Here is a 25,801-nt window from a genome sequence, read left to right as displayed (position 1 = left end):
GCCTTGGCTCAGGCTTCGAGCTGCGCATCCAGGTTGATGGTTGCCTTGAGCACCTTGGACACAGGGCAGCCAGCTTTGGTGGCCTGCGCGATCTTGTCGAAGGCGGCGGTGTCGATGCGTGGCACGTGGGCGCGGCAGGTCAGGTCCACCGTGGTGATGGAAAAGCCATCGCCGTCCTTGTCCAGCGTCACGACGGCCTTGGTCTCGATCCGTGTGGCGACGAAACCGGCCTGTTCGAGTCCCAGCGCGAGCGCCATGCTGAAGCAGCCGGCGTGCGCGGCGCCAAGCAGCTCTTCCGGATTGGTGCCGGGGCCGTCCTCGAAGCGAGAATGGAAGCCGTAGGGCGCGTCACGCAGCACGCCGGTGCCGGTGGATATGCTGCCCGTGCCTTCCTTGAGGCCGCCGGACCAGGCTGCCGAAGCCGTCTTCTTCATCGTGCCGTTCCTCACGCAGGTGGACAAGGACACTCAAGCAAGTGTGCGCGGCGGGCCATGCAAGAAACGCGAAGCTGCACGTTCCAACCCTTCACGCGAGGTTCGCTGCGCCATGCATTAGTCTTGCCCGCCGACGCTTCATCAGGGTGAGTGTTCATGTCCGCCGAGATCAACCACAACCCGAGAACACATCGCTTCGAAGTCAAGGTTGACGGCGTGCCCTGCGTGCTGGACTACACGCTCGTCGATGGCGTCATGACGATCACCCACACCATCGTGCCTTCGGCCGTGGGTGGCCGCGGCATTGCGGCGAACCTCGTGCGCACCGCGCTGGATATGGCACGGGCCGAGCACTGGAAGGTCGACCCCGCGTGTTCCTACTCCGAGATATGGATGACGCGGCATCCTGAATATCAGGACCTGCATATCTGAGCGGCCGCGCCTAACGGCATTAAGATGCCCCTTGCCCGCTTCGGGGCAAGGGGAGATAGCCGCTTGAACGCACGCCGTTTGCCGATGACCAGGATGTCCGTATGAATGCCCCTGCCGGAAAACCCGCGCCATCCGCGCGCGTTCCCTTTCGAAATCTTCGCGCCCGGCCTCGGCTGCTTGCATCCACGGTCGTGTTTCTCGCCACCGGCCTGGTGCTCTGGCTTGTGCTCGGCATGAATCCTCCCAAGGCGTTGCTGCTTGGCTACGACCTGGGCGTATTGGTGTACCTGATCGCGCTGGCCGTGCTGTTCGGCGAGGCCACGTCGCCTGAGGCGATGCGCAGCCAGGCACGCCGCCAGGATTCGGGTCGCTGGGGCGTGCTATGGAGCGGTCTGGCGGTGACGGCGGTGGTGGCGCTGGCGCTGACCACGGAACTCAACGCGGCGAAGGGCGGCGGGGCCGCGGCATTGGTCATTGCCGCGGCAAGCATCGTGCTGTCGTGGCTGTTCCTCAATGTGATGTTCGCCATGCACTATGCGCATGGCTACTACGGCGACTTCGGCAAGCAGCACGAAGGCTTGGAATTCCCCGGAACACCGCAGCCCGACTACTGGGATTTCACCTACTTCGCCATCGTGATCGGCATGACGTTCCAGGTTTCGGACGTCCAGATCACCAGCCGTTACCTGCGTCGCGTGGCGCTGATGCATAGCGTCATCGCGTTCTTCTTCAACGTCTTCATCATTGCGATGAGCGTGAATATCGCGGCGGGCCTGGCGCAGTAAAAGACCCCGCCGCCCGGAACGCGCGGGCGACGGCACAGCCGAGGTCAGTCGCGCAGGTTGTCGAACTGCAGCGGCAATTCCACGTCGGCCTTGCGCAGCACGCCCATGGCCAGTTGCAGGTCGTCGCGCTTCTTGCCGGTGACGCGCAGCTTGTCGCCGTTGATCTGCGCCTCGACCTTGACCTTGGCTTCCTTCAGCGCGGCGACCAGCTTCTTCGCAATGGGCTGCTCGATACCCTGCTTGACCGTGATCTTCTGGCGGGCGCCGGCCAGGTTGGTTTCCACGTCGCCGGCTTCCAGGGCGCGGATGTCGATCTTTCGCGAGGCAAGGCGACCTCGCAGGATGTCCAGCATCTGCTGCAGCTGGAATTCGCTTGGCGCGGTCTGCGTGATCACGAACTTGTCGAGTTCGAACTTCGCATCGGTGCCCTTGAAGTCGAAGCGGCTGGTCAACTCGCGGTTGGCTTGGTCCACGGCATTGGTCAGCTCGTGCGTATCGACTTCGGAAACGACGTCAAAGGAGGGCATGGTGGCGGTCCATTGGGGTTCGAAAGCGGCAGTTTAAGCGATAAGCCGGTGGCTGTCGGATAATGCGCGCCTTGCGAAGAGGTTCGTCATGAAGGTGGTGGTCGCGTGAAAGTGGATGTCCTGGTCATTGGCGCGGGTGCGGCTGGGCTGATGTGCGCCATCACGGCCGGCCAGCGCGGGCGCAGCGTGCTGGTGGTGGACCATGCCAACAAGGTGGGGAAGAAGATCCTCATGTCCGGCGGTGGCCGCTGCAATTTCACCAACATGGGCGTGACGCCGGGCTGTTACCTGTCGGCCAACCCGCATTTCGCCAAGTCTGCGCTCGCGCGCTATACGCCGTGGGATTTCATCGCGCTGGTGGAAAAGCACCGCATCGCTTATCACGAGAAAGAACTTGGCCAGCTGTTTTGCGATGAATCATCCAAGCTCATCGTTCGCATGCTGTTGGACGAGTGCTCGCGGGCTGGCGTACGCGTGGAGACCAGCTGCGGCGTGACGCGCGTGCGACACACGGATGAGGGCTTCAACGTGCTTACGGCACGCGGCGAAGTGCATGCGCAATCGCTGGTGATCGCCACGGGCGGACTGTCCATTCCCAGCATGGGCGCCACGGGTTTCGGCTACGAGCTGGCCAGGCAGTTCGGGCACGACGTGCTGCCGACGCGCGCCGGACTTGTGCCGCTGACCCTGAGCGGCAAGCACCAGGAGCGCTACCAGGACCTGTCCGGCGTGGCCTTGCCGATGACCGAAGCGCGCGTGGGCAAGCGATCGTTCCGCGCGGGCATGCTGTTTACTCACCGGGGCATCAGCGGCCCGGCGATCCTTCAGATTTCCTCGTATTGGCAGCCGGGCGACGATTTGCGCATCGACCTGCTGCCGGAGTTGGACGCGAGTGCATGGTTGCAGGAGCAACGCGTGGCGCGTCCCGCCGCGGAGCTGAAGAACGTGCTGGCTGATGTGCTGCCAAGGCGCATGGCGCAACGACTTTGCGAGCTGTGGTTCGAAAGCCGACCGATGCGCCAGTATCGCGAGGCGGAACTCGCCCAGATCGCAGCGCAGCTGCATGACTGGCCCATCGTGGCCAGCGGCACGGAGGGCTATCGCACCGCCGAGGTGACGCTGGGTGGCGTGGACACCGACGGCCTGTCGTCCTCCACACTGCAGTCCAAGAAAGTGCCAGGCCTCTTCTTCATTGGTGAGGTGGTGGATGTCACTGGCTGGCTGGGTGGCTACAACTTCCAGTGGGCGTGGGCCTCGGGCCATGCGGCCGGCGAAGTGGCGTGATTTCGCACGCGGTGGACGTGACGCATGATCCACTGGCCCGGCTGAGCGATACGGAGGATGTGCGGATGAAAGTTGGTTTTATCGGTGTGGGAGCCATGGGCAGCGCCATGGCGAGCAATCTGCTCAAGGCGGGCCACGAGGTCACCGTGTGGAATCGTTCGCCGGAGGCGACGCAACCGCTGGCCTCGCTGGGCGCAAAAGTGGCCAGAACTCCTGATCGCGCCGTGCTGGGCGATGCGGTGTTCAGCGTGCTGTCCAACGATCAGGCGGTGCGCGATGTATTCATCACGGATGGTCTGCTGGACGCGATGGACAAGGGCATCGTGCACGTCAACCACGCCACCATTTCCGTCGCGCTGGCCAAGGAGTTGGCGGAAGAACATGCGCGCCGGGAACTGGACTACGTTGCCGCGCCGGTATTTGGCCGTCCGGACGTGGCGGCGGCGGGCAAGCTGCAGATCCTCGCCGCTGGCCGCGCCCATGTGATCGATCGCGTCCGTCCGCTGCTGGAAGCGATGGGCAGCCGCATCTGGCCGCTGGGCGATGAGCCGCCGCGCGCCAACGTGGTGAAGATCGCGGGCAACTTCATGCTCGGCGCAGCCATCGAAAGCATGGCGGAAGCCTCTGCGCTTGCACGCGCACACGGCGTGAGCGCTGCCGATTTCCTGGAAGTGATGACAAGCACCTTGTTTGCGACTCCGGCGTACCAGGGCTACGCCAGGCTCATCGCGGAACAGCGTTATAAGCCTGCCGGTTTCGCGCTGCCGCTGGGTTACAAGGACATTGGCCTGGCCCTGTCGGCGGCCGATGCCACGCGCGTGCCGCTGCCTTTGGCGAGCCTGCTGCATGACACGTTGCTTGAGGCGCTGTCCGCAGGTGATGAAGACGTCGACTGGTCGGTGATGGCGCAGGTCGCAGCGCGCCGCGCACATCTGGACGAACGAAAACTGTAGGAACGCAGCCAGTGCGCGAAGGCTCGTCAGTCAGCGGGCGGTGTTTGGTATTGCGGTCGCCACAGGGGTTGCAGATCACGGTGCGCATCCGGATGACCGAAAACAGTGGGCGCGCACCCAGCGCGCGAAAGGCCCAGCGGTCAGCGGCAATGTTCGGTTCTGCGGTCGCACACAGGATGCATTCCTACGGCGCCGGCTTCGACTGGCGACGCCGCGTCAACCAACGATCGAGCTGATTGGCGAATGCCTGCTTGTCGCGCGGGTGGAAGGCGGCAGGCGCACCGGTGTCGACGCCCGCGCCGCGCAATTCATCCATGAAATTGCGCATGCCCAGCCGCTGCGCAATGGTGTCGGCGGTGTAAAGCTCGCCTCGCGGATGCATGGCGAGCGCGCCCTTGGCGATCACGGCAGATGCCAGCGGAATGTCCTGCGTCACCACCAGGTCACCCGCGGCGACGCGCTCCACGATCTCGTTGTCTGCAACGTCGAAACCGCCAGGCACCTGGATGGAACGCACGAAGCGCGAAGGTGGTGTCCGCAACCATTGGTTGGCAACCAGCGTGACGTGGACCTGCTCGCGTTCCGCCGCGCGGAACAACACTTCCTTGATCGCAGCAGGACAGGCGTCGGCGTCCACCCAGATTTGCGACTCGGTGGTCACTCCGCGCCGTTCCAGTGGAGGGTGCCATCGATGATGGTGTTGGTGCGCCCGCCAATCCACACCGCATCGCCATCGATGCGCACGGTAAGGCTCGCGTCATGGCTGATCTCGCGGCCCTGGCTCACGGCATAGCCGCGCGCGAGGGGGCCGTGGGGTTCGGCATGGGCGATATAGGCGGCGATCAGGCCGTTGGCTGCGCCGGACGCAGGATCTTCGACCAGCCCGACGCCCGCCGGAAACGCGCGCACCACCAGCTGGTAGTTCGGGTGCTCACTGCGCGCGAACACGCACAGGCCCAGGCTGTCCGTCGCGTGCGCAAGGGCGCCGATGGCCGCATGATCGGGTTGCCACTGACGCAGGCTGGCTTCGTCGGCGCATTCGGCCAGCCACCAATGACGGCCACCGGCGACATAGGCCGGCGGCAGCGCGCCGAGTTCAATGCCTGCCAGCGCCGGCTGCAACAGCGGATGAGCATCGCGTCCGGTCTTCTCCACCGTGGCGTGCGGCGATTTGAGCAGCAGCTGGCGCGATTCGCCGCTGCCTTCGACGCGGATCGGCAGCACACCCGCGCCGCATTCCTGCCACAGCACGCCATCCTGGGGCACGGCCAGCTGGCACAGCAGCACCGCATGGGCGCTGCCGATACTGGGGTGGCCGGCAAAGGGGATTTCCTTGTGCGGCGTGAATATGCGCACGCGATAGCTCGCCTTGGGCTGGCTGGGCGGCAGCAGGAACGTGGTCTCAACCAGATTGGTCCAACGGGCGAAGGCTTGCATGCGGTCGTCGGTCCAGCCGGCAGCGTCGGTGACGACGCCCAGGTGGTTGCCGCCGCCGGATGTGGCGGCAAAGACGTCCAGATGCAGGTAACGGATAGGCATGGGGAAGGGAAGCCTGCAGGCGTGGGGAAACGCGCGAAACGCCGAATGATAGTGCCTATCGGCAAGTCGCGGGCGACGGCCGGGGAGGGCGTCGTGGTCGACAAGCCCGTCGCCCGACGCCAAGATGCGTGTTCTTTGTCCCACGCTTGCTACGGAAAAGCTGCATGATCACCCTGGCCATCATCGCCATCACCTGCATCGTGTCATTCATGGCGTTCAACAACGCCCGGTTGATGAACGACCTGATCCTCTGGCCCCCGGCCATCACGCGCAACCGCGAATACCACCGGCTGGTGACCTACGGCGTGGTCCATGCCGATTTCAGCCACCTGCTGTTCAACATGATTACGCTGTTTTTCTTCGGGCGCGCCATCGAGGATTTCTACACGAGGCAGCTGGGCATGCTCGGGTTTGCCTTGTTCTATATCGCGGCCCTGGTGGTTTCCATCCTGCCCACGTATTTCAAGAACCGGACCAACGCCAGTTACCGCAGCCTGGGTGCGTCGGGCGCGGTCCTGGCCGTGCTGTTCGCCTTCATCCTGCAATTCCCGTGGGCGCGCATCGTGGTGCTCGTGGTGCCGATGCCGGCCATCCTTTATGCCGTGCTGTACCTGGTCTATTCGATCTACATGGATCGCCAGGGCAAGGACAACATCAACCACAGCGCACATCTGTGGGGCGCGGCGTTCGGCGTGGCATTCACGCTGCTGATGAAGCCCGATCTGGTGTCCAACTTTCTCTACCAGCTTTCGCAGCCGCGCTTTTGACTGGAGTTTTCGCGTTTTCGCTCACCGCGGATACATGTTCGCGGTGTTAATCCTCGCGTTGCCTGGCGAGCAAGGCGTCGGGCTATCTCGACTACCGCAGGAGTGAAGACGCATGGCAACGACGCGCAGGCCGGCCGCGAAAAAGTCTTCGGCCGGAAAAACAGCCACACGCAAGAGCACCCGCAAGACCGCCGCCAAGTCGGCCGCCAGGAAGACACCCCGCAAGACCGCCGCTCGCAAGACCGCTACCCGCAAGACCGCAACGCGGAAGACGGCGACCCGCAAGACCGCCGGACGCAAAACGGCAGCGCGCAAGATCGCGGCGAAGAAGGTGGCCCGCAAGACAGCGGCCAAGAAGGTGGTCCGCAAGGCAGTCGTCAAGAAGGCCGTCCGCAAGGCCGTTGCCAAGAAGGCCGTCCGCAAAGTAGCCCGAAAAGTAGTAGCCAAGCGGCCGGCAGCGCGCAAAGCCGCGACCCGCAAGGTGGCCGCCAAGAAGGCCGTACGCAAGACGGCTGGCAAAGCCAGCGCCAAGGAAGTAGTCGCCCGGAAGACTCCCGCCAAGACTGTTGCCCCCAAGGTCGCCACGCGGAAGGCGTCTACCGGAGCTGCGCGCAAGGCCGTCAGCAAGACGCCGAAGGCGCCTCGCAAAGTCGCCAAGCGGCGCCTGACCCCGCAGCAAGCGGTAGCCCAGATCCAGGAGCTGCTGGAGGCCAAGCAGGAACGCGTGCGGCAGGGACCGACCTGGCCGGGCGCAGGCGAATTCCCGTCCAGTGATGCTGGCAACGGAAGCAATGGCAACCAGGCCTCCGGTGTGTCGAGCGAAGCCACCTACGGACACATCCGCCAGCCCCCAGAGCACGGCGGCAACAGCTGAACGACACGTCTCCCGCCGCTTCATTCCCGGCGTGACGATGCGCATGGCTGGCAGGTAAATCCCTGCCGGCCTGGGGTTTTGCATTCAGTGCGCACTTAATCGCCAAGGTCCACAGTGGAGTCATCCTCCCCTGAGGTTTTGGACCATGAAACGCATGCTTGCCGGTGTTGCCTTGGCGGTCGCCACCGCGGCGCTATCCGGTTGTTACTACGATCCTGGCTACAGCTATGTGCGACCCGTGGCCACCTATGGCGGTGGCGACGCCTACTACGGCACGAGCGCCAGCTATGGCTACGCCTCGCCGGGCTACTACTACCCGAGTTACGGGTACTACGGCTACGGATGCTGTTATGGACCGGCGGTGAGCATTGGCATTGGAGGCGTCTGGTATGGCGGCCACGGCGGTTACTACGGCCATGGCGGCTACTACGGCCATGGCGGGTATTACGGCCACGGCGGTTACTACGGGCGCGGCGGTTACAGTGGCGGCCACGGTGGCACCCGCGGCAGCTGGAGCGGCCATTCGAGCAACCACGGACACTGACGACAGGGCAAAATGGCGGCATGAGGTCGAATGCCTGCATGCCGCCTGTGAGACGACTTCCAAGGCCCATTGCCACGCTGGCGATGGGCCTCATGCTTTCCGGCTGCAGCACGATGGGCTACTACGCCCATGTCGCCAAGGGGCAGGGGGAACTCGTGGCGCATCGTCGCGATGTTGCCCAGGTGCTCGGCGATCCCGCCACGGACGCAGCGGTCAAGCGACGGCTGGAGCTTGCCCAGCAGGCGCGCCGCTTTGCCAGCACCGATCTCGGATTGCCGGACAACCGCAGCTATACCAGCTACGTCCAGCTCGACCGGCCCTACGTGGTGTGGAACGTGTTTGCCACGCCACGTTATTCGGTCGCCCCGATCACGCATTGCTTTCCGTTCGCCGGGTGCGTGGCTTATCGCGGCTATTTCTCCCGCGACAAGGCGAATCATGAAGCGGATCGTCTGCGCGCCAGCGGCGATGACGTCTATGTGGGCGGCGTGCCCGCCTATTCGACGCTGGGCTGGTTCTCCGACTCGATCCTCAGCAGCATGATGCGCTGGGATGACGATGAGCTGGCCAGCACCATCTTCCACGAGCTGGCGCACCAGCTGATCTACGTGAAGGACGACAGCGCCTTCAACGAATCTTTCGCCAGTTTCGTGCAGGAAGAAGGTCTGCGCGAATGGCGGCAGTCACGTGATCTCCCCGCGCAGGATGGCCATGACAAGGCCATCGAGGACGGCTTCACGCAGCTGGTGCTCGATTTGCGCGATCGATTGAAGACCCTGTACGCGAGCGGTGTGGATGATGCGGCAATGGAGGCCGGCAAGCAGCGCGAGATAGCGGACTTTCGCACCCGTTATGCGCAGTGGCGGGCCAAGGCATGGCCTGACGATCATCGCTACGACGCCTGGGTTGCCGCGCCCATCAACAACGCCAGGCTGTTGCCGTTCGGTCTCTACGATCGCTGGACGCCCGCTTTTGCCCGGCTGTTCCAGCAAGCCGACGGGCAGTGGCCGGCGTTCTATGCAAGCGTGCGTGGCCTCGCTCGCCTGTCGCCGGCAGAGCGCGAGCAGTCCTTGCGACAATGGCAGGCAGCCAGCGGCCAGCCCTGAACTGCTCATGGTCGCCGCTTGCGTGTCGCCATATGGCGCAGATAGGCCAGCAGAGCGTCCAGTTCGGCGTCGGTCAGTGCACGGCGGTCGAAGCCGGGCATGCGTGCCTGCGGCCAGCGCCGTAGAGACTGGGGATCGCGGATATAGGCACGCAGCAGGTCTTCGCGCAGGTATTCCGTGGGGCTGTGCGGGATGTTGAGATCCGGCCCCAGCCGCGCGTCGCCCTCGCCATTGAGGGTGTGGCAGGCAAAGCAGGTTCGCTGGAATACCGCAAAGCCACGGCGCACCGCCCCATTGGGCTTGAGGGTGGCCTCCGGCACGATGGCAGGGAAGCGCTCGGCTACGGGCTGCAGCCGGCGAATGGCAGCCAGCTGGAATGGCCATTGTTCCTGGCTGACGCGCATGTCCTCCGGATGGGTCCACACCACGTAGAACGGACCCGCACCGCCCTTGTCCTCGGCAATGGCAGGCCAGGGATGGTTGGGTTCTTCGATTGCCAACCAGGCTTCCGATCCATGCGCGCGGTTGATCTGCGCCGCCGGAATCTCCACTGCGAAACCGTCACCGGCAACGAACAGCAGGGCGTCATCCGCGCCCGCTCCGTCCAGCAGGGCCTTGAGCGGCACGGCGCGGTAATGCATGGCGCGCTTGAAAGCCACGTCGTGTGGAATGTCGACCTGGCGGGCATCGCTGCGCGCCAGGAGCTCAGCGGTGGTGTACGTGCGCGCACCATGGCCCAGGTCCACGGCAAGTTCCGCGGCCCGCACGGGCAGGGCAAGGCACAGGGCGAAAAGGCACAGACAGCGCAGCAGCGAAGGCATGGGTCGTTCCCGCGGAGCAAGGCGGCTGATTGTAGGGACGCCACCAGCTTGCCGAAAGCTGAACGCGTTCGGGGGACGCCTTGAACTAGTACAGGGGCGGCCACACTAACTGGACGTATCGCCGTGACGGCGACCAGAAGTGGCATAGCTTCATCGTGTCACTGAGGGGTCGGTCCTTTTCCCCCTCTTTGTTTGAGACCGGCCTGACAAAACCCCGATAGCCCCTCCCCTGGCTATCGGGGTTTTCATTTTGCCCGCGGGGCGCCTGCGCTCGCGCCTGCGGTGCCTGGGCGGGATAATCGGCTCATTCCCCGCGCCGCGCGAGCGACCGATGATCGTTTCCTCCCTGCTCGACACCGACCTGTACAAGTTCTCCATGATGCAGGTGGTGCTGCACCACTATCCGGCCGCCCAGGTCGAGTACAAGTTCAAGTGCCGCAACCCGGGCATCAACCTGGTGCCTTACATCGATGAGATCCGGGCCGAGCTGGATCACCTGTGCTCGCTGCGTTTCACCGCGCAAGAGCTGGACTACCTCCGCGGCTGGCGCTTCATCAAGAGCGATTTCATCGATTTCCTGGGATTGTTCCAGCTCAATACCAAGTACGTGGACATTCGTCCCGCGCAGGATGGTCCGGGTGAGATCGAGCTGCACATCCGCGGGCCGTGGTTGCACACCATCCTCTTTGAGGTACCGCTGCTGGCGATCATCAACGAGGTGTATTTCCGCAACACGCAAGCCGGCCTGGATCTGGCTGAAGGGCGACAACGCCTGCGCGACAAGATCGCGTTGCTGCGGGATGCGGAGGGCTTCGAGACCTGCAAGGTCGCCGATTACGGCACGCGCCGCCGTTTTTCAAGGCAATGGCAGGCGGAAGTCGTCACCACCTTGCGCAATGAACTGGGCCCGCAACTGGCCGGCACCAGCAACGTATGGCTGGCATGGAAGCTCGGACTCACGCCGCTGGGCACGCTCGCGCACGAATATCTGCAGGCGCACCAGGCACTGGGTCCGCGGCTGCGTGACTCGCAGGTGGCGGCGCTGGAGACCTGGGCGAGGGAATATCGCGGCGACCTTGGCATCGCGTTGTCCGATGTCTACGGTCTCAGTGCATTCCTGCGTGACTTTGACATGTACTTCTGCAAGCTGTTCGATGGCACGCGACATGATTCGGGTGATCCGTTCGCCTGGGGCGAGCGCGTGCTGGCGCACTATCGCGCCAATCGCGTGGATCCCCGCACCAAGGTGCTGGTGTTCAGCGATGGCCTGGATATTCCGAAGGTGATGCGCCTGTACAAGCACTTCCACGGTCGCTGCCAGCTTGCCTTCGGCGTGGGGACCAATCTCACCAACGATGTAGGTCCCGAGGCGCTGCAGATCGTCATCAAGATGATCCGCTGCAACGGCCAACCGGTGGCAAAGATCAGCGACACGCCGGGCAAGAACATGTGCGAAGACAGCGCCTACGTGACCTACCTGCGGCAGGTGTTCGAGATTCCGGCGGTGCCTGAAGTGGCGTGATCGCCTCACTCCGTCAAGGCAAGACATCCCATCGCCCGAACCCCTTACCGTCATTCCCGCGAAAGCGGGAATCCAGTGGCTTTTCCGCAGTCACCCGGGCAATCCCAAAGGCTCTGGATTCCCGCTTTCGCGGGAATGACGGTGAAGAATGGCGGGAGTGCATCATTTGCGCCCGCCCAAAGAGCAAGCGTCAGAACGCCGGCAGTACCGCGCCCTGGTACTTCTGCTCGATGAACGCCTTGATCTCCGGGCTGGTCAGCGCCTTGGCCAGCTTCTGCACGCGCGGGTCGTCCTTGTTGTCCGGGCGAGCCACCAGGTAATTCACGTACGGGGAATCCTTGTCCTCGATCAGCAGCGCATCCTTGGTGGGATTGAGGCCTGCGGCCAGCGCATAATTCGTGTTGATCAAGGCCAGGTCCACTTCGTCCAGCGTGCGCGGCAGCATCGCCGCTTCCAGTTCGCGGAACTTCAGCTGCTTTGGGTTCGACGTGACGTCCTTGAGCGTGGACAACTCGTTGCTCGGGTCCTTCAGTGTGATGATGCCGTGCCTGGCCAACAGCAGCAGGGCGCGGCTGTTGTTGCTGGGATCGTTGGGCAGGGTTACAGTGCCGCCGTCGGGCAGCTGGTCGATCGACTTGATCTTGTGCGAATACGCGCCGAACGGTTCGATGTGAACGCCGGTGACCACGGTCAGGTTGGTGCCGCGCTCGCGGTTGAATGCGTCGAGATAAGGCTTGGTCTGGAAATAATTGGCATCGATGGCCTTCTCCAGCACTTGTGTGTTCGGCTGCACGTAGTCAGCGAATACCTTGATTTCCAGGTCCACGCCTTCCTTCGCCAGGATCGGCTTCACCTGCTTGAGGATTTCCGCGTGGGGAACCGCAGTGGCGGCTACCACCAGTTTCTGGCTGCCCGCATCACCGCTGTTGCTGGGCGAAGAACAGCCGGCCAGCAGGAGCAGGGCGGCAAGAATGGCAATGAGCTTATTCATCTTCGTCATATGCATGGATGGTTGGTGCGGTGCACAAGAATAGCCATCCATACCGCCGAATGCAAAAGCGACCGTCAGCGGTTGCTGTAGCGCGCCACGATGCGGTCGCCGAGCATCTGCAGCAGTTGCACCAGCACGATCAGCAGCACGACCGTGACCAGCATGTAGTCCGATTTGTAGCTCAGGTAGCCGTAGCGGTAAGCCAGGTCGCCCAGGCCGCCAGCGCCGATGGCGCCGCCCATGGCGGTATAGCCCACCAGCGCGATGGCGGTGACCGTGATACCTGCGATCAGGCCGCTTTTGGCTTCCGGCAGCAGGACATGGCGCACGATCTGCCAGGTACTGGCGCCCATCGCCTGGCTTGCCTCGATGACGCCGCGTTGCACCTCACGCAGCGCGGTTTCCACCAGTCGCGCGAAAAAGGGCGCTGCGCCGATCACCAGCGGCGGAATCGCGCCGCGTATGCCCAGCTTGGTGCCCACCAGTACGTAGGTGAGCGGCATCAACACGATCATGAGGATGATGAAGGGGATCGAGCGCAGCACGTTGACCAGCAGCGACAGCACGGCGTAGAGCTTGGGCATCGCGCGCAGCTGACCCTTGCCGGTGAGATACAGCAATACGCCCAGCGGCAGGCCGATCACCACGGTGAGCAGCAGCGAACCGCCCAGCATCAGCAGGGTGTCGATGCAGGCCTGGCCGATTTCGCTCCAGTCGTCGATATTGGGGAACAGGGTCTGCAGTGGCGAGCTCATGCGCGCTTCTCCGGCGATGCGATGACTTCTTCGATCTCGATGCCCGCCTTGCGCAGGCAATCGAGCGCGTCGTCCACGCGTTCGCCCTGCATGGCTAGCGTGAGCTGGCCGTAGGGAAGATCCTTGATGCGGTCGATGCGGCCGGCGAGGATGTTGAAATCCACGCCGGTTTCACGCGCCACGCGGCCCAGCGCAGGCGTCCAGGTGGTTTCTCCGCGAAACGACAGACGCAGAATGCGCCCCGGCACGTGCGAGAACGGCGCCTGTTCGCCGGCCGCCTCTTCTGGCAGCGCCTCGTTGACGAAGCGTCGCGTGGTCGCGTGCTGCGGATGAAGGAAGACGTCAGCGACGGCGCCACTTTCCACGATCCTGCCGGCATCGAGCACTGCCACGCGATCGCATACACGGCGAACGACATCCATCTCGTGCGTGATCAACACGATGGTGAGCTTGAGTTCACGGTTGATTTCGGCGAGCAGGTCGAGCACGGAGGCCGTGGTCTGCGGGTCGAGCGCGCTGGTCGCCTCATCGCACAGCAGGATCGACGGGTGATTGGCCAGTGCGCGTGCAATGCCCACACGCTGCTTTTGTCCACCCGAAAGCTGCGACGGGTATTTCTCTGCGTGCGCACTCAGGCCCACGCGGGCCAGCAATTCGTCGACGCGACGCCGGATGGCGGCCGCATCATGTTTGCCGGCCAGGCGCAGCGGGAAAGCCACGTTCTGCGCCACGGTCTGCGAGCTGAGCAGGTTGAAATGCTGGAAGATCATGCCGATGCGCTGGCGCTGCTGGCGCAGTTGCGCATCGCTCAAGACGGTCATGTCGGTGTCGTCGATCAGCACCCGTCCGCCGGTCGGGCGTTCGAGCAGATTGATCAGCCGTATAAGCGTCGATTTGCCCGCGCCGGAATGACCGATGATGCCGAATACCTCGCCATTGGTGATGTCGAGATCGAATGGGTGCAGCGCGGGAATGTCCTTGCCGTCGACACGGTAGGACTTGTGAACGGCCTGGAATCTGATCACGGGATACCTTTGGGAGCCTGCGGCGTTGGCCTGGGGTCAGGCACCGGCACAACCGGTGGGGAAACGAAGCATAAGGCATGTGCCGGGGCCGGCGGGGGCGACTAGACTGGACGCTCTGTCTTCAGGAAGGCTGCCATGACGTCCGTGTATGACTTCTCCGCCCGCGATATAGACGGCAACGAGCGTTCGCTTGCCGAATTTCGCGGCAAGACGCTGCTGATCGTGAATGTCGCCTCCAAGTGCGGCTTCACCCCGCAGTACTCGGGGCTGGAAACGCTGTGGCGGGCGGATCGCGACAAAGGGCTGGTGGTGCTGGGCTTCCCCTGCGATCAGTTCGGCCACCAGGAACCCGGTGACGAGGCCGAAATCCGCAACTTCTGCTCCACCAGCTATGACGTCACCTTCCCGATGTTTGCCAAGGTCGAAGTCAACGGCGACGGCGCCGATCCGCTCTACAAGTGGCTCAAGAGCGAGGGGAAGGGCATCCTCGGCAGCGAGTCGATCAAATGGAATTTCACCAAGTTCCTGGTCGATCGCGATGGCCAGGTGGTGAAGCGCTACGCGCCCACGGATACGCCGGAAAAGATTGGCAAGGACCTGGCGGGTCAGTTGGCCGGATGAGTCGCCACTGACGGTGAGGTTGCTGGCACCGCGGTGCGCGCCCGCATGCCCGCCAGCATCACGGCGATGGCGTCGATATCCCGGCTGGCGCTGGGCGCTCCGGGCGGCGCCGTGTAGTTGTTGAGCATGATGGCAAAAGCCAGCCGCTCGCCGTCGCCGGAAGTGACGTAGCCGGCCAGGCAATGCACGTAACTCATGCTGCCCGTCTTGGCGCGGAGATTGTTTTGCGCGGGCGTGTTGCGCATGCGCCCCAGCAACGTGCCATCCACGCCGGCAAGCGGCAGGGCTTCCTGCAAAGTCGCCGCATACGGCTGGCTGGCGAGGAAGGCCAGCAGCCGCGCCATCGCATTGGGCGTGGCAAGGTTGCGGCGGGACAGGCCCGTGCCTTCTTCGATGACGGTGGCGGTCGGCGCGATGCCGATGCGTTCGAGCATCTGCTGCATGGCGCGGATGCCCCAACGCTCGCTGGTGACGAAGCCCGAGTCGCCCTCACGCTGTTCCGCATCGGCTTGGGCCTTGACGCCGGCCAGTAGCAACAGGTTCTGCAGATAGAGGTTCTGCGAACGCTTCAATCCCTGGCTCAGGATGTCGCCGATCGGCGGCGACAGCACTTCGGCCAGCGTCCTGGCTTGCGCCTGCAGCATCGTGTCGCGCCGCGGCCATTGCACTGCGATCAGCCTGCCGTCGACGCGGATGCCGCGGCGGGCCAATGCCTGCAGCAGTTTCGATCCGGCAAGGCGCGCCGGATCGGGCACGGCGAGGCGGTAATTCTGCACGGGTGATTTCGCGGCAATGTTGCCGAAGGCATAGAGCACGCCATCGCCGGGAGCCCGGTAAAGATTGATGTCATTGCGCGAGCGTGCGGCCGTGGTGGTGATCTCGCTCACGACGCTGGGAATCGCGTCGCCTGGCTCCACGCTCACCGATGCAGGTTCGCCGGCACTGGCCGAAGGCGTCACCGTCACGTCCACTTCGTTCTCGCGCACGCTCAGCGCCGCCGCCGGCACGGCGAACCAGCTTTGCAGGTCGATGGCCTCCCAGCCTGTGCCCATCATCGGGCCGGCAAAATACGTGGCGTCGGCGACCAGATCGCCGTGCACATGACGCAGGCCCTGGGAGGCCAGTTGTGTGGCGAGCTGGTCCGCCCATTGCGCGGTTCCCGCATCGACGCCCAGCGTGGGGTCGCCCATGCCGTAGAGGATCAGTGGCCCGTTGAGCCGGCCGTCGCGGATTTCACCGTTGGCAAGTACGCGGGTGGGAATGCGGTAGTCGCTACCCAACTCGTCCAGCGTCAGCGCGGCAGTGAAAAGCTTGGCGGTCGAGGCCGTCTGGAACAGCTGATCGGCCCGATGGGCATACACCGTCCGCCCGCTTTCCAGCGACACCACGGCGATGCCCCAGTCGGCGCCGGCAAAACGGGGCTGACCGATCAGGCTGTCGATCTGTTCGGCCAGTGAACCGGCCGGCATCGGCGCCGTCGGAGCGGCCTGCGGAGCTGCTGCGAGGGCGTCGGGCGAAAAGGCGACACAGGCCAGGCTGGCGCCCAGCACGACGGCATTCCAGCGAAGAAAAAGGCGATGCAGCGTTCCCATGGCGCCAGTATCGCCAATACGCACCGCCGATGCCTATCGGCGCGGTCTGGTACCCTTGCCCCTTCGCGCCCGCGCCTGCGGGCGTTTCCTCCCCATTTGAGACCGTCATGCAGATCGCAGAGAACACCGTTGTTGCCTTCCATTACACGCTGACCGACGACCAGGGCCAGGTGCTCGACAGCTCCGAAGGCCGTGAGCCGCTGGTCTACCTGCAGGGTACCGGCCAGATCGTGCCGGGCCTGGAGAAGGCGATGGAAGGCCGCCAGGTGGGCGACCAGTTCAAGGTGGACGTGGTGCCGGAAGAGGGCTACGGCGTGCATCACCCGGAGCTGATCCAGGAAGTGCCGCGTGAGGCGTTCCAGGGCGTGGAAGATATCCAGCCGGGCATGCAGTTCCAGGGCCGCGGCCCGCAGGGCGTCATCAACGTCACCGTCACCAAGGTGGAAGACGGCAAGGTGCACATCGACGGCAACCATCCGCTGGCCGGCCAGACCCTGCACTTCGACGTCGAAGTGACCGACGTGCGTGCGGCCAGCGAAGAAGAACTCGCGCACGGTCATGTGCACGGTGAAGGCGGCCATCACCACTAAGTGATGTTGCACGCGCCGGCGTCAGAGCCGGCGCGTTGCCTGCCTGCGGGCAGACGTCAGTACCAGTCCAGCAGCGTCAGGCCGAGACCGAGATACGTGGCGTTGTGGTTGTAATCGATCATGCTTTCGCCGTAGCCCTTGAACAGTTCCATGTAGCCGCGCAGATTGCCGGCAATCGGAAAAGCCCAGGTGAATTGGGCGGCGCCATGGCTTTCGCTGCCACCGCGCAGTGAATGGCGAAGCATCAGCCCGAACTCCTGGCCCTTCCATTCGCGGACGATCTGCATGTCCGCCCGACCCATGTAGTTGCTGATGTCGGGATTGTTGTCGTCGCCGCGGCTTTCGGGCACGCGCCACCATGGACGCAACATCACTGTCCAGCCTTCACGTTCGAAGCCCACATAGCCCATCACGCGGTTCCAGCTGCGCGACAACGGGTCGGAGCGTCCATTGGATTCGTGGTCGATGCCGATGCCCAGCAGGCGCCCATCCCATCCCGCGAATTCATAGTTGGTATTGAACACGAGCATCGCTTCGGGCTCGTAGTTCGTCTCGCGGAAGGGGCGCGAGATTTCCTTGTTGTAGACCTGCCAGCGCGAGGACTGGGTATAGCCCACCCAGACATCACCCGCATCGCCGAACACGCCTTGCCATAGCTTGGTCTTGAGGCTGATCTGGAATTTGCCTTCGACGTTGTCCAGATCCTGTGGCGTGGTGACGGTGTTGACCGGATTGGGGCTGTGCGGCTGCGTGTTCTGGTTGCTGGTGGCAAACAGCGGCAGCACGATGATGGGTTTGTAGCCGCGCAGGTTGAACGTGCCCAGCTTGCTTTCAGGCGCGAGTTCCCAGCGAGTATCGAGCAGCGACAGCGACTTGATAGGCGCGTTTTCGCTCTGCTCGGCTGGCACTCGCGATGTATTTTCGTGGCCGAATACGCTGCTGGCTGGAGCGTTGCGTGACTCTTCGGACACCGTGCTCGATTCGTTTTTCTTCTGCGCCGCAGGCAGGTTGTCCCGTCCCGTGGCGTGGTCGTAGCAGGCCAGTCGCTGGGAATCGGTTTCGATGGCCGTGCATGCACGTATATCCATCGGGCTCGGATTCTGTGCGCGGGCGCCAAGCACGAAGCAACCGAACGCAAGCGCGGTGGCTGCCGGGAAAATCGATCGCATCGTCGGGCTCCGTCCTGGTCCGCGGTGGGTGTGGTGCGGGCTGGCTGCAGGGCGCATGCATCGCACACGACGACGCGGGCTGCAACGCATGCAGCCCGCGCCGGGGAGTCGACATCTTACTTGTTGTTGTTCAACCAGCGCTCGTACTGCGCTTTGTTGATGTGACCCGTCTTGCCTTTGTCGACATACAGGAAGTCATTGGCAAGCAACGGATAGGCAGAGGCCTGCGCCTCGGTAATGTAAGACGAGCCGCCTGACAGCTGTTCGAAGCTCGGTGCCGGACCGGCGGCGACCGGTGGCACGCTCGAATTGATGGTGACCTGGCCCTGCGGGCTGGCCACGTTGGCCTGCGTGCCGCCCGGCGGAGGCGGACGTGTGGGCGAACTGGAAGGCATCGTCGCCGTCGGCGCCGAAGGCATGGGCGCCGTCTGCGTGGTGGGCATCGGCGCAACCGGTGCCGGTGGCAGTGGAGGCGATGGCGGCGTGGCCGGCATGGGGCTGGCGGGCATCGGAGGAGGCGGAGGTGGCTGCATGCTCTGGTCCTGCGCAAGCAGCGAACCGGCCAGCGTCATCGAACCGATGGTCAGAAGCGCGAGAAAGGGTTTGCGGGATTTCATCGTCGTTACTCCATGCCAGAATGCGTGGCTCGTGGACGGATGTGCGCGGTGCGATAGTCGTGACGAATAAACGTGCTGCAACGTCCTCCGCGCTGACACCAACGCTAACAAAGGCCGGATAAATGCCGCCTCAATACAGGCATCGCGAACGCGTGAAGTCATCGTTACCGTTGTCGGTTCCTTCAGTCACGCTGACGTTGTCGCAAGCACAACGTCTTCACCTTGCTGCACAGGGCTTGTTGCAAAAGCCGCGCAAGCGACCGCGACCATCGAGCGTGATTGAGGCCATCACCCGCATGCGACTGCTGCAGATCGACAGCATCCACGTCGTCGCGCGCAGTCCGTATCTTGTGCTGCATTCACGCCTCGGCGATTACGAACAGGCCTGGCTGGATGATGCATTGGAATCAGGGCTCGTCGCCGAATGCTGGGCACACGAAGCGTGCTTCGTGCCTTCCGCGGATATGCCGCTGCACCATGCATGGCGAATGCAGCGTTCGATGCATTGGGCGTACAAGCACGCAGCGCGCATGCATCGCGAACACAGGCCAGGCATGGACGGCATGCTTGCACGCATACGCGAGACGGGCGCGGTGCGTGCTTCGGATTTCGAGAGCGAACAGCGTGGCGCGGGCGGCTGGTGGTCGTGGAAGCCGGAGAAGCGCTGGCTGGAAGCATGGTTTGCGCTGGGCGAGCTGATGGTCACCCGACGCGAGCGTTTCCAGCGCGTCTACGATCTGGCCGAGCGTGTGACGGCGAAGCTCGATCCGCCGATGGACACCACACAGGTTTCACTTGATCCTGAAGCGGTGCGACAGCGGTTCATACTGGACAGCGTGCGAGCACTGGGCATTACGCAGGCGCGCTGGATCGCCGACTACTATCGCCTCAAGCCCGCGGTGACCGATGCGGAGCTCGCCGCACTCATGGCATCAGGGTGCCTGCGGCAGGTAACCGTTGCGGACTGGACGTCGCCAGCGTACGTGCACGTCGACCATGCCGCGCTGCTGGAGCAAGCCGTCGCGGGAAAGCTGCGTGGCACGCATACCACGCTGTTGTCGCCATTCGATCCGGTGGTGTGGGATCGCGCCCGTGCGCAGGCGCTATTCGGTTTCGAATACGCCATCGAGTGCTATGTACCCGCACCCAGGCGACGCTACGGCTATTACGTATTGCCGATCCTCCACCGCGGACGGCTCATAGGTCGTCTGGATGCCAAGGCGCATCGAAGCGACGACGTCTTCGAGATCAAGGCGTTTTTCCTTGAAGCCGGCGTGGAACCCACGCCCGGCCTGTTGAAGGATGTGGCGGAAGCCATCCAGGCCACGGCTCGCTGGCACGGCACGCCGCAGGTGCGACTGGCGAAAAGTCGCCCGGCTGGGGTGACTAGTGCCTTGCGCGCACTCTGGCGCAGCGCGTGACGGTTATGGGGACGCGCCCGTGCTGGACGTAGGTGCAGGGTTGACCGGAGCGCACGATTTGCCGTGGAGCGCTTGACGAAGCGACAGCGCCAGCGAGTTGCAGCGGGCACTCAGTTCGGGGCGCACGTTCGGATCTTGCGAATCCCGCAGCAGCGTTTCCCGCATGGTTTCGTAGCGGCCCTCGATCTGGTCCTGCGGGTAGATGGCCGCAGCGCGATGGCAGGCCACGTAGCTGGCCAGGTAATCGTCGCAGGCCTGGATGCCGGTGTTCTCAGGCAGTGGCTTGGCAGTGGCGGCTGATTTTGGCTTGCTGGTGGTGGTCGATCGGGTGGTTCCCGTGCCTGTTCCGGTCGACGCGGGAGCGCTCGTGCTGGTGCTCGCGGCTTTCGTAGCGGGGCGATTATTGGACTGGCCATTGCAGCCCGCGAGGGCAATGCCTCCGGCGAACAGTGCGAGAATGGCTAGGCGGTAACGGCTGGGTGTCATGACGCTTTCTCCTTGGAACGGCCGCTGGTATTGCTCGGTCTCACTGAGCTAAAGACCGGATAAAACGAGAAGACGGTGTGAAAATCAAACTTTTGCTTAAAGTCGGGCAGAGGTTTCATTCAGGTTGGAAAGGCCCCGGATTCGCCATGCGCCCACCGGCCGGGTTATCATCCGCAGACTGTGTTTGCTGGGGTCACCAAAGTTTTGTGACCCGATGCCGCCTGATCTCGATCTTGCCTCATCGCCTCACCCCTAGGGTTTCCTTGCACACCAGTAAGCCGCCTGCGCATGTTGCGCGGGCTGAGTCTGTTCAATCTTAGGAGTGATCAATATGTCTGATCGTCAGATCGGTACCGTCAAGTGGTTCAACGATGCCAAAGGTTTCGGCTTCATCAGCCGTGACAATGGCCCGGACGTTTTCGTGCATTTCCGCGCGATCCAGGGCAACGGCTTCAAGAGCCTGCAGGAAGGCCAGAAGGTGAGCTTCAAGGTCGTGCAGGGCCAAAAGGGCCTGCAGGCTGACGAAGTGAACGTCGCCTAATAAAGCGTTATTCATAACGCAAATAAAAAGCCAGGCATCAATGCCTGGCTTTTTTATTTTCTATACAAATGTCTTTAAAATGTGAAGGCGATTAAGATCATTCACTTGTATTAAAGAAATCCGTTATGCTGGATTCACTGTGGTTGCTCGGTCACGTGCGTGCCCGGTGCGCGACTCGACAGAGTCCACATCGCTTCACCCGATCCCTGCATGCCCAGTAAGCCGTCGGCCGAAGGGGGAGGCTGACTTGTCTCAGCATCGAGCAGATCGGAGTGAGTCATGTCGGATCGTGAAGTTGGCACCGTCAAGTGGTTCAACGACGCCAAGGGGTTTGGCTTCATCAGTCGTGAAAGCGGCCCGGACGTCTTTGTGCATTTCAGGGCAATCAGCGGGTCGGGTTTTCGCAGCCTCAAGGAAGGACAGAAGGTGAGCTTCAAAGTCGTGCAGGGCCAGAAAGGCCTGCAGGCAGATGAAGTGGCACCTGCCTGAGCTTCGTCAGTCCTCCCGAAAAAAGGCCGGCCTTGCGCCGGCCTTTTTTTGTGGGCTTTTTCCCAATGGGTGGATTCGCTAGCCTGCGGTGAATTTTCCCATCGATATGGCCATGTCCCTTCCGTTGTCGCCTGCGTTGCCCGAATCGCCATACAAAACCTGTCCAGTTGTCGCAGCGGACGGTGCGCGCACCGAACTGCTGCTGCAGTTGCCAGAGAAAGCTGTCGCGACCAACGTGATCTATTGGTTGCCGGCGCTTGGCGTGTCTGCGCGGCAGTATCTGCCGCTCGCACAATCGTTGGCCTCGCAAGGCGTAGCGATGGTCATCCACGAGTGGCGCGGCATCGGCTCAAGCGATCGGCGAGCAGGGCGCGACGAAAACTGGGGTTATCGCGAGTTGCTCGAAGACGATATTCCGGCGGGGCTGGCTGCTGCCCGGCAGCAACTGCCCCAGGCCCGCATCGTGCTCGGTGGCCACAGTCTCGGGGCGCAGATGGCGGCGCTGTACGCCAGCCTGCATCCGCGTGACCTGCAAGGCCTCGTGATGGTGGCAAGCGGAGCGCCTTATTGGCGGCAATTTCCGCAAGGACGCCTCCTGTGGCTCGCCTATGTGCTCGCCCCCTGGCTGTCACGCCTGTTCGGACATCTGCCTGGACGGAAGATCGGTTTCGGCGGTAACGAGGCCAGGCAGCTCATCGACGACTGGGCGCGCACCGGACGCACGGGACGTTATGCCGCGCTGGGCATGACGGACGATTTCGAGCATCGCCTCTCCGAGCTCACCTTGCCCGTGCTCGCGTTGCGCCTGGCCGACGACTGGCTGGGGCCGCAAGCATCCTTGTCGTGGCTATTGGGCAAGCTATCGCGTAGCAAGGCGACCGTGCAGGTCGTTACCTCCGGCGATCTCGATGGCAAAGTCGCCGATCACTTCGGCTGGATGAAAGCGCCTGCGCCGATCGCTCAACGTGTGAGCGACTGGTTGTCGTCGGGATCGATGGCGTGATCACCCCTTGAAGCGGGCAGGCGGCGTCGGCATCTCGGGCGGATCTTCCTGTGGACCCGCCACGATGAACTTGTTTACCCCCTTTGCGCAGCGCAGCCTCACCCTGCGCAATCGCCTGGTGATCGCGCCGATGTGCCAATACTCGGCCACGGACGGCGTGCCGGACGACTGGCACCTCGTCCACCTGGGCAGCCGGGCCGTGGGTGGCGCGGGCGCGGTAATCGTCGAAGCCACGGCCATATCAGCGGAGGGCCGCATTTCCCCGGGCGACGTGGGCTTGTGGAACGACGCGCAACTGGCCGCCTGGCAACCGATCACGCGCTTCATCAAGGGCCAGGGAGCCGTTATGGGCGTGCAGCTGGCACACGCCGGCCGCAAGGCGAGCGTGCTGCCGCCATGGCAGGGTGGCCATCCGCTTGCGGCCGGGCAGGGCGCATGGCAGACAGTGGCGCCTTCCGCAGTGCCCTTCGATGCGCATTGGCATGTGCCTGATGCGCTTGATGCGGAAGGCATCGCCAAGGTGATTGCCGATTTCCGCGCTGCTGCCGTGCGCGCATTGGCCGCCGGATTCCAGTTGGTGGAAGTGCATGCCGCGCATGGTTACCTGCTGCACCAGTTCCTCTCACCGCTGAGCAACCAGCGCACCGACCAGTACGGCGGAAGTTTCGAGAACCGCACGCGCCTGATTCGCGAGGTGATTGCCGCCGTGCGTGAGGTGTGGCCCCAAGAGTCGCCGTTGTGGCTGCGCATTTCGGCCACAGACTGGACTGACGGCGGCTGGGATGTCGAGCAGAGTGTGCAACTGGCCCGCGAGGTCAAGCTGTTGGGCGTGGACCTTGTCGATGTGTCCAGCGGCGGTCTGATTCCCCATGCGAAGATTCCCGTCGCACCGGGCTACCAAGTGCCGTTTGCCTCGCGCATCCGTCATGACGCCGGCCTCGCGACCGGTGCCGTGGGACTCATCACCGAATCCACACATGCCGCGCGCATCATCGAGGAAGGGGCCGCCGACGTGGTGCTCATCGCGCGCGAAAGCCTGCGTGATCCGTATTTTCCGCGTCGCGCGGCACAGGAACTTGGCGTGCCGATCGCTGCGCCGTTGCAATACCAGCGGGCGTGGTAACGAGGAGACAGCATGGAACAGCAGCCGATGTTGATTGAAGGTCGCGTCCACGACCTGGGTGATGGCTTCAATGTGCGACGCCTTTTGCCCGTGCTTCAGGCGCGGCACGTGGGGCCGTTCGTGTTCTTCGACTACATGGGTCCGGTGACCTTCCTCGAGGACAAGGGCATGGACGTGCGGCCGCATCCGCACATCGGCCTGGCCACGGTGACCTGGTTGTTCGAGGGCGTCATTCGTCATCGCGACAGTCTGGGCAGCATCGCCGACATCCGGCCCGGCGAAGTCAACTGGATGACCTCGGGCAAGGGCATCGTGCATTCCGAGCGCACGCCGCCCGAAGCGCGTGGCGGCGGGTTGCGCACTCACGGCATCCAGGTCTGGGTGGCGCTGCCTCAGAAGGATGCGGAAGTGGAGCCTGAGTTCCATCACCACACCACGGACGAACTTCCGCGCGTCGAACTGCCGGGCGCCAGCCTGGTGTTGATTGCAGGCACCGGTTACGGCAGCAAATCGCCGGTGAAGGTGTTTGCACCGATGTTCTTCATCGAGGTCACGCTGGAGGCCGGCGCCGAGCTGCCGTGGCCGGCGGATCACACCGAACGCGGCGTATGCGTGGTCGATGGCGAGGTCGAGTGGGGCGGGGTCACCGTGTCGCCCATGCAGGCCGCGGTACAGGCGGGGGCCGATGCGCCGCCGCTTCGTGCGCGCAGCGCCAGCCGCGTGATGCTGTTCGGCGGCGCGCCGCTGGATGGCGAACGCCACCTCTGGTGGAACTTCGTGGCCAGCAGCCGCGAGCGCATCGAGCAGGCCAAGGCCGACTGGGCTGCACAGCGCATGGGCAAGGTGATCGGCGACGAAGAGGAATACATTCCGCTGCCGGCCTGATGCTGCGGCCGCGCATGCATCGTGGTGCGCGGCGGTTTAACCTGCAGTCCTCACGCCGAGGATGAGCGCATGTCCGGTTTTGCCAGCTTTCGCGACTTCTATCCGTTCTACCTCAACGAACACAGCGATCGTCGCTGCCGTCGGATGCACTTCGCCGGCAGCACGCTGGTGCTGGCGGTGATCGTGGTGGCACTCGTGACAGGCAACGCAAGGTGGCTGTGGCTTGCGCCCGTCATGGGTTATGGCTTCGCGTGGATCGGGCATTTCGTGTTCGAGAAGAACCGACCCGCGACGTTCATCCATCCGCTCTACAGCCTGATGGGCGACTGGGTGATGTACTGGCAGATCCTGCGAGGCAGGATCAGGCTCTGAGAAGCCGCTGGACCACCCTTTTGTAGGAGCGCACCCGGTGCGCGAAAGGCCTATCCCTCAACGGGACGCCGCGTCGCGGTAACGATGAGCTCTGCGGTCGCGCACGAGGTGCGCTCCTGCAGGGGCGTGTGCGTTCAGCGGTATTGCTGGTGGCAGGACTGGCAAGTCTCGCCGATTGGCTTGAGCACCGCGGCAAGCGCCTTGCAGTCAGCCGGTGCGGCATCCAGAGCGGCCTGGGTCTTGTCGTGCAGCTTCGTCGCTTCATCCAGGAACGGCTGGTCGACGCCCGGAAAGGCGTCACCGATGTCGGCCTGGGTTTGCAGCAGCCGCGTCAGATGCTGGCGCACCGGGGCGGCATCACAGCGCTGGGCCTTGAGCGCCGCGCGAAGTTCACCAGCGTGATGATCCATCAGCGACATGAGCGAATGGGACAATGGCTGGTGCTGATGAAGTGCGTTGAGGGCAAACACGGTGCCGATGATGCCGATGAACAGGCCGAGCACGATCAGTAGGGCGGCACGCATGCGTTGAAT

31 protein-coding genes are annotated in these 25,801 nt (G+C 63.6%); 18 read left to right on the top strand and 13 right to left on the bottom strand.

Annotated elements, in window-relative coordinates; translation table 11 throughout:
• Positions 1-8: 8 nt before the first annotated feature.
• Positions 9-434: an OsmC family protein gene (locus tag VFG49_RS16315; RefSeq protein WP_324862436.1), complete on the bottom strand. Its 426-nt coding sequence runs from the start codon at positions 432-434 to the stop codon at positions 9-11.
• Positions 435-590: 156 nt separating this feature from the next.
• Here VFG49_RS16315 and VFG49_RS16310 point away from each other — a divergent pair, with 156 nt between their 5' ends.
• Both VFG49_RS16310 and VFG49_RS16305 read left to right on the top strand, forming a co-directional pair.
• The gene (locus tag VFG49_RS16310; RefSeq protein ID WP_324862433.1) at positions 591-866 is read left to right on the top strand and encodes a GNAT family N-acetyltransferase; all 276 of its coding nucleotides are present in this window, start codon (positions 591-593) and stop codon (positions 864-866) included.
• 191 nt (positions 867-1,057) lie between these two features.
• On the top strand, positions 1,058-1,651 hold the full coding sequence (locus VFG49_RS16305; protein ID WP_324862431.1) for a DUF1345 domain-containing protein: 594 nt from the start codon (positions 1,058-1,060) through the stop codon (positions 1,649-1,651).
• Positions 1,652-1,695: 44 nt separating this feature from the next.
• Here VFG49_RS16305 and VFG49_RS16300 read toward each other — a convergent pair whose 3' ends face one another.
• The gene (locus VFG49_RS16300; RefSeq protein WP_324862429.1) at positions 1,696-2,178 is read right to left on the bottom strand and encodes a YajQ family cyclic di-GMP-binding protein; all 483 of its coding nucleotides are present in this window, start codon (positions 2,176-2,178) and stop codon (positions 1,696-1,698) included.
• Positions 2,179-2,283: 105 nt separating this feature from the next.
• Here VFG49_RS16300 and VFG49_RS16295 point away from each other — a divergent pair, with 105 nt between their 5' ends.
• On the top strand, positions 2,284-3,462 hold the full coding sequence (locus tag VFG49_RS16295; protein ID WP_324862427.1) for an NAD(P)/FAD-dependent oxidoreductase: 1,179 nt from the start codon (positions 2,284-2,286) through the stop codon (positions 3,460-3,462).
• A 65-nt stretch (positions 3,463-3,527) separates the two neighbouring features.
• Positions 3,528-4,415: an NAD(P)-dependent oxidoreductase gene (locus VFG49_RS16290; protein WP_324862425.1), complete on the top strand. Its 888-nt coding sequence runs from the start codon at positions 3,528-3,530 to the stop codon at positions 4,413-4,415.
• Between the two features lie 184 nt (positions 4,416-4,599).
• Here the strand turns inward: VFG49_RS16290 and VFG49_RS16285 are convergent, their stop codons facing one another.
• Positions 4,600-5,076 (bottom strand): YaiI/YqxD family protein, encoded by a 477-nt coding sequence (locus VFG49_RS16285; protein ID WP_324862423.1) that lies wholly within the window; start codon positions 5,074-5,076, stop codon positions 4,600-4,602.
• Complete coding sequence (locus VFG49_RS16280) at positions 5,073-5,954, bottom strand: PhzF family phenazine biosynthesis protein (protein ID WP_324862421.1); 882 nt, start codon at positions 5,952-5,954, stop codon at positions 5,073-5,075. Before VFG49_RS16280 ends, VFG49_RS16285 begins: the two co-directional genes overlap by 4 nt.
• A 164-nt stretch (positions 5,955-6,118) precedes the next feature.
• Between VFG49_RS16280 and VFG49_RS16275 the strand changes: the two genes are divergently transcribed.
• The 4 genes from VFG49_RS16275 to VFG49_RS16260 all read left to right on the top strand — a co-directional run bounded on the left by VFG49_RS16275 (position 6,119) and on the right by VFG49_RS16260 (position 9,245).
• Positions 6,119-6,721, top strand: coding sequence for a rhomboid family intramembrane serine protease (locus VFG49_RS16275; RefSeq protein ID WP_324862419.1), 603 nt, complete (start codon positions 6,119-6,121; stop codon positions 6,719-6,721).
• A 112-nt stretch (positions 6,722-6,833) separates the two neighbouring features.
• Positions 6,834-7,595: a histone H1-like repetitive region-containing protein gene (locus VFG49_RS16270; protein WP_324862417.1), complete on the top strand. Its 762-nt coding sequence runs from the start codon at positions 6,834-6,836 to the stop codon at positions 7,593-7,595.
• A 145-nt stretch (positions 7,596-7,740) separates the two neighbouring features.
• Positions 7,741-8,139, top strand: coding sequence for a hypothetical protein (locus VFG49_RS16265; protein WP_324862415.1), 399 nt, complete (start codon positions 7,741-7,743; stop codon positions 8,137-8,139).
• 83 nt (positions 8,140-8,222) lie between these two features.
• Complete coding sequence (locus VFG49_RS16260) at positions 8,223-9,245, top strand: aminopeptidase (RefSeq protein WP_414649162.1); 1,023 nt, start codon at positions 8,223-8,225, stop codon at positions 9,243-9,245.
• 5 nt (positions 9,246-9,250) lie between these two features.
• Here the strand turns inward: VFG49_RS16260 and VFG49_RS16255 are convergent, their stop codons facing one another.
• Positions 9,251-10,066 carry a cytochrome c gene (locus VFG49_RS16255; protein ID WP_324862411.1) on the bottom strand — a complete coding sequence of 272 codons (816 nt, stop codon included), beginning with the start codon at positions 10,064-10,066 and terminating at the stop codon, positions 9,251-9,253.
• A 331-nt stretch (positions 10,067-10,397) separates the two neighbouring features.
• Between VFG49_RS16255 and pncB the strand changes: the two genes are divergently transcribed.
• On the top strand, positions 10,398-11,588 hold the full coding sequence (gene pncB / locus VFG49_RS16250; RefSeq protein WP_324862409.1) for a nicotinate phosphoribosyltransferase: 1,191 nt from the start codon (positions 10,398-10,400) through the stop codon (positions 11,586-11,588).
• Positions 11,589-11,778: 190 nt separating this feature from the next.
• Here pncB and VFG49_RS16245 read toward each other — a convergent pair whose 3' ends face one another.
• The 3 genes from VFG49_RS16245 to VFG49_RS16235 form a co-directional block, all read right to left on the bottom strand.
• The gene (locus tag VFG49_RS16245; RefSeq protein WP_324862407.1) at positions 11,779-12,579 is read right to left on the bottom strand and encodes a MetQ/NlpA family ABC transporter substrate-binding protein; all 801 of its coding nucleotides are present in this window, start codon (positions 12,577-12,579) and stop codon (positions 11,779-11,781) included.
• A gap of 74 nt (positions 12,580-12,653) precedes the next feature.
• Positions 12,654-13,334 (bottom strand): methionine ABC transporter permease, encoded by a 681-nt coding sequence (locus tag VFG49_RS16240; protein ID WP_324862405.1) that lies wholly within the window; start codon positions 13,332-13,334, stop codon positions 12,654-12,656.
• On the bottom strand, positions 13,331-14,359 hold the full coding sequence (locus VFG49_RS16235) for a methionine ABC transporter ATP-binding protein (protein ID WP_324862403.1): 1,029 nt from the start codon (positions 14,357-14,359) through the stop codon (positions 13,331-13,333). Before VFG49_RS16235 ends, VFG49_RS16240 begins: the two co-directional genes overlap by 4 nt.
• Before the next feature lie 135 nt (positions 14,360-14,494).
• Between VFG49_RS16235 and VFG49_RS16230 the strand changes: the two genes are divergently transcribed.
• Positions 14,495-14,980 (top strand): glutathione peroxidase, encoded by a 486-nt coding sequence (locus VFG49_RS16230; RefSeq protein ID WP_324862401.1) that lies wholly within the window; start codon positions 14,495-14,497, stop codon positions 14,978-14,980.
• Here the strand turns inward: VFG49_RS16230 and dacB are convergent.
• On the bottom strand, positions 14,965-16,572 hold the full coding sequence (dacB, locus tag VFG49_RS16225; protein WP_324862399.1) for a D-alanyl-D-alanine carboxypeptidase/D-alanyl-D-alanine endopeptidase: 1,608 nt from the start codon (positions 16,570-16,572) through the stop codon (positions 14,965-14,967). The genes VFG49_RS16230 and dacB overlap by 16 nt on opposite strands.
• Before the next feature lie 107 nt (positions 16,573-16,679).
• Between dacB and VFG49_RS16220 the strand changes: the two genes are divergently transcribed.
• A complete protein-coding gene (locus tag VFG49_RS16220) occupies positions 16,680-17,162 on the top strand; it encodes a peptidylprolyl isomerase (RefSeq protein ID WP_324862397.1) in 483 nt (160 codons plus the stop codon).
• A gap of 56 nt (positions 17,163-17,218) precedes the next feature.
• Here the strand turns inward: VFG49_RS16220 and VFG49_RS16215 are convergent, their stop codons facing one another.
• Together VFG49_RS16215 and VFG49_RS16210 are read right to left on the bottom strand one after the other, a co-directional pair.
• Entirely contained in the window at positions 17,219-18,331 is a 1,113-nt protein-coding gene (locus VFG49_RS16215) for a phospholipase A (protein WP_324862395.1), read from the bottom strand.
• 116 nt (positions 18,332-18,447) lie between these two features.
• Complete coding sequence (locus VFG49_RS16210) at positions 18,448-18,948, bottom strand: hypothetical protein (protein WP_324862393.1); 501 nt, start codon at positions 18,946-18,948, stop codon at positions 18,448-18,450.
• A 275-nt stretch (positions 18,949-19,223) separates the two neighbouring features.
• Between VFG49_RS16210 and VFG49_RS16205 the strand changes: the two genes are divergently transcribed.
• Entirely contained in the window at positions 19,224-20,369 is a 1,146-nt protein-coding gene (locus VFG49_RS16205) for a winged helix-turn-helix domain-containing protein (RefSeq protein WP_324862391.1), read from the top strand.
• Positions 20,370-20,372: 3 nt separating this feature from the next.
• On the opposite strand, the gene VFG49_RS16200 is transcribed toward VFG49_RS16205, so the two are convergent.
• Positions 20,373-20,855, bottom strand: a complete 483-nt coding sequence (locus VFG49_RS16200) for a hypothetical protein (RefSeq protein ID WP_324862389.1) — start codon at positions 20,853-20,855, stop codon at positions 20,373-20,375.
• 331 nt (positions 20,856-21,186) lie between these two features.
• On the opposite strand from VFG49_RS16200, the gene VFG49_RS16195 reads away from it, so the two are divergent.
• The 6 genes from VFG49_RS16195 to VFG49_RS16170 all read left to right on the top strand — a co-directional run bounded on the left by VFG49_RS16195 (position 21,187) and on the right by VFG49_RS16170 (position 25,268).
• Entirely contained in the window at positions 21,187-21,396 is a 210-nt protein-coding gene (locus VFG49_RS16195) for a cold-shock protein (RefSeq protein WP_324862387.1), read from the top strand.
• A gap of 279 nt (positions 21,397-21,675) precedes the next feature.
• Positions 21,676-21,885: a cold-shock protein gene (locus VFG49_RS16190; RefSeq protein WP_019465668.1), complete on the top strand. Its 210-nt coding sequence runs from the start codon at positions 21,676-21,678 to the stop codon at positions 21,883-21,885.
• A gap of 112 nt (positions 21,886-21,997) precedes the next feature.
• Positions 21,998-22,888: an alpha/beta fold hydrolase gene (locus tag VFG49_RS16185; protein WP_324862384.1), complete on the top strand. Its 891-nt coding sequence runs from the start codon at positions 21,998-22,000 to the stop codon at positions 22,886-22,888.
• Between the two features lie 64 nt (positions 22,889-22,952).
• Positions 22,953-24,011 (top strand): NADH:flavin oxidoreductase/NADH oxidase, encoded by a 1,059-nt coding sequence (locus VFG49_RS16180; RefSeq protein ID WP_324862382.1) that lies wholly within the window; start codon positions 22,953-22,955, stop codon positions 24,009-24,011.
• A gap of 12 nt (positions 24,012-24,023) precedes the next feature.
• Complete coding sequence (locus VFG49_RS16175; protein WP_324862379.1) at positions 24,024-24,896, top strand: pirin family protein; 873 nt, start codon at positions 24,024-24,026, stop codon at positions 24,894-24,896.
• Positions 24,897-24,965: 69 nt separating this feature from the next.
• Positions 24,966-25,268: a DUF962 domain-containing protein gene (locus tag VFG49_RS16170; protein ID WP_324862377.1), complete on the top strand. Its 303-nt coding sequence runs from the start codon at positions 24,966-24,968 to the stop codon at positions 25,266-25,268.
• A gap of 134 nt (positions 25,269-25,402) precedes the next feature.
• Here the strand turns inward: VFG49_RS16170 and VFG49_RS16165 are convergent, their stop codons facing one another.
• Positions 25,403-25,792: a cytochrome C gene (locus tag VFG49_RS16165; protein WP_324862375.1), complete on the bottom strand. Its 390-nt coding sequence runs from the start codon at positions 25,790-25,792 to the stop codon at positions 25,403-25,405.
• Positions 25,793-25,801 lie beyond the last annotated feature (9 nt).

The sequence above is a fragment of the Dyella sp. genome, assembly GCF_035685885.1.
Lineage (GTDB): Bacteria > Pseudomonadota > Gammaproteobacteria > Xanthomonadales > Rhodanobacteraceae > Dyella.
The sequence above is the reverse complement of the archived record's forward strand: the minus strand, read 5'-3'. Positions and strand labels throughout refer to the sequence as shown.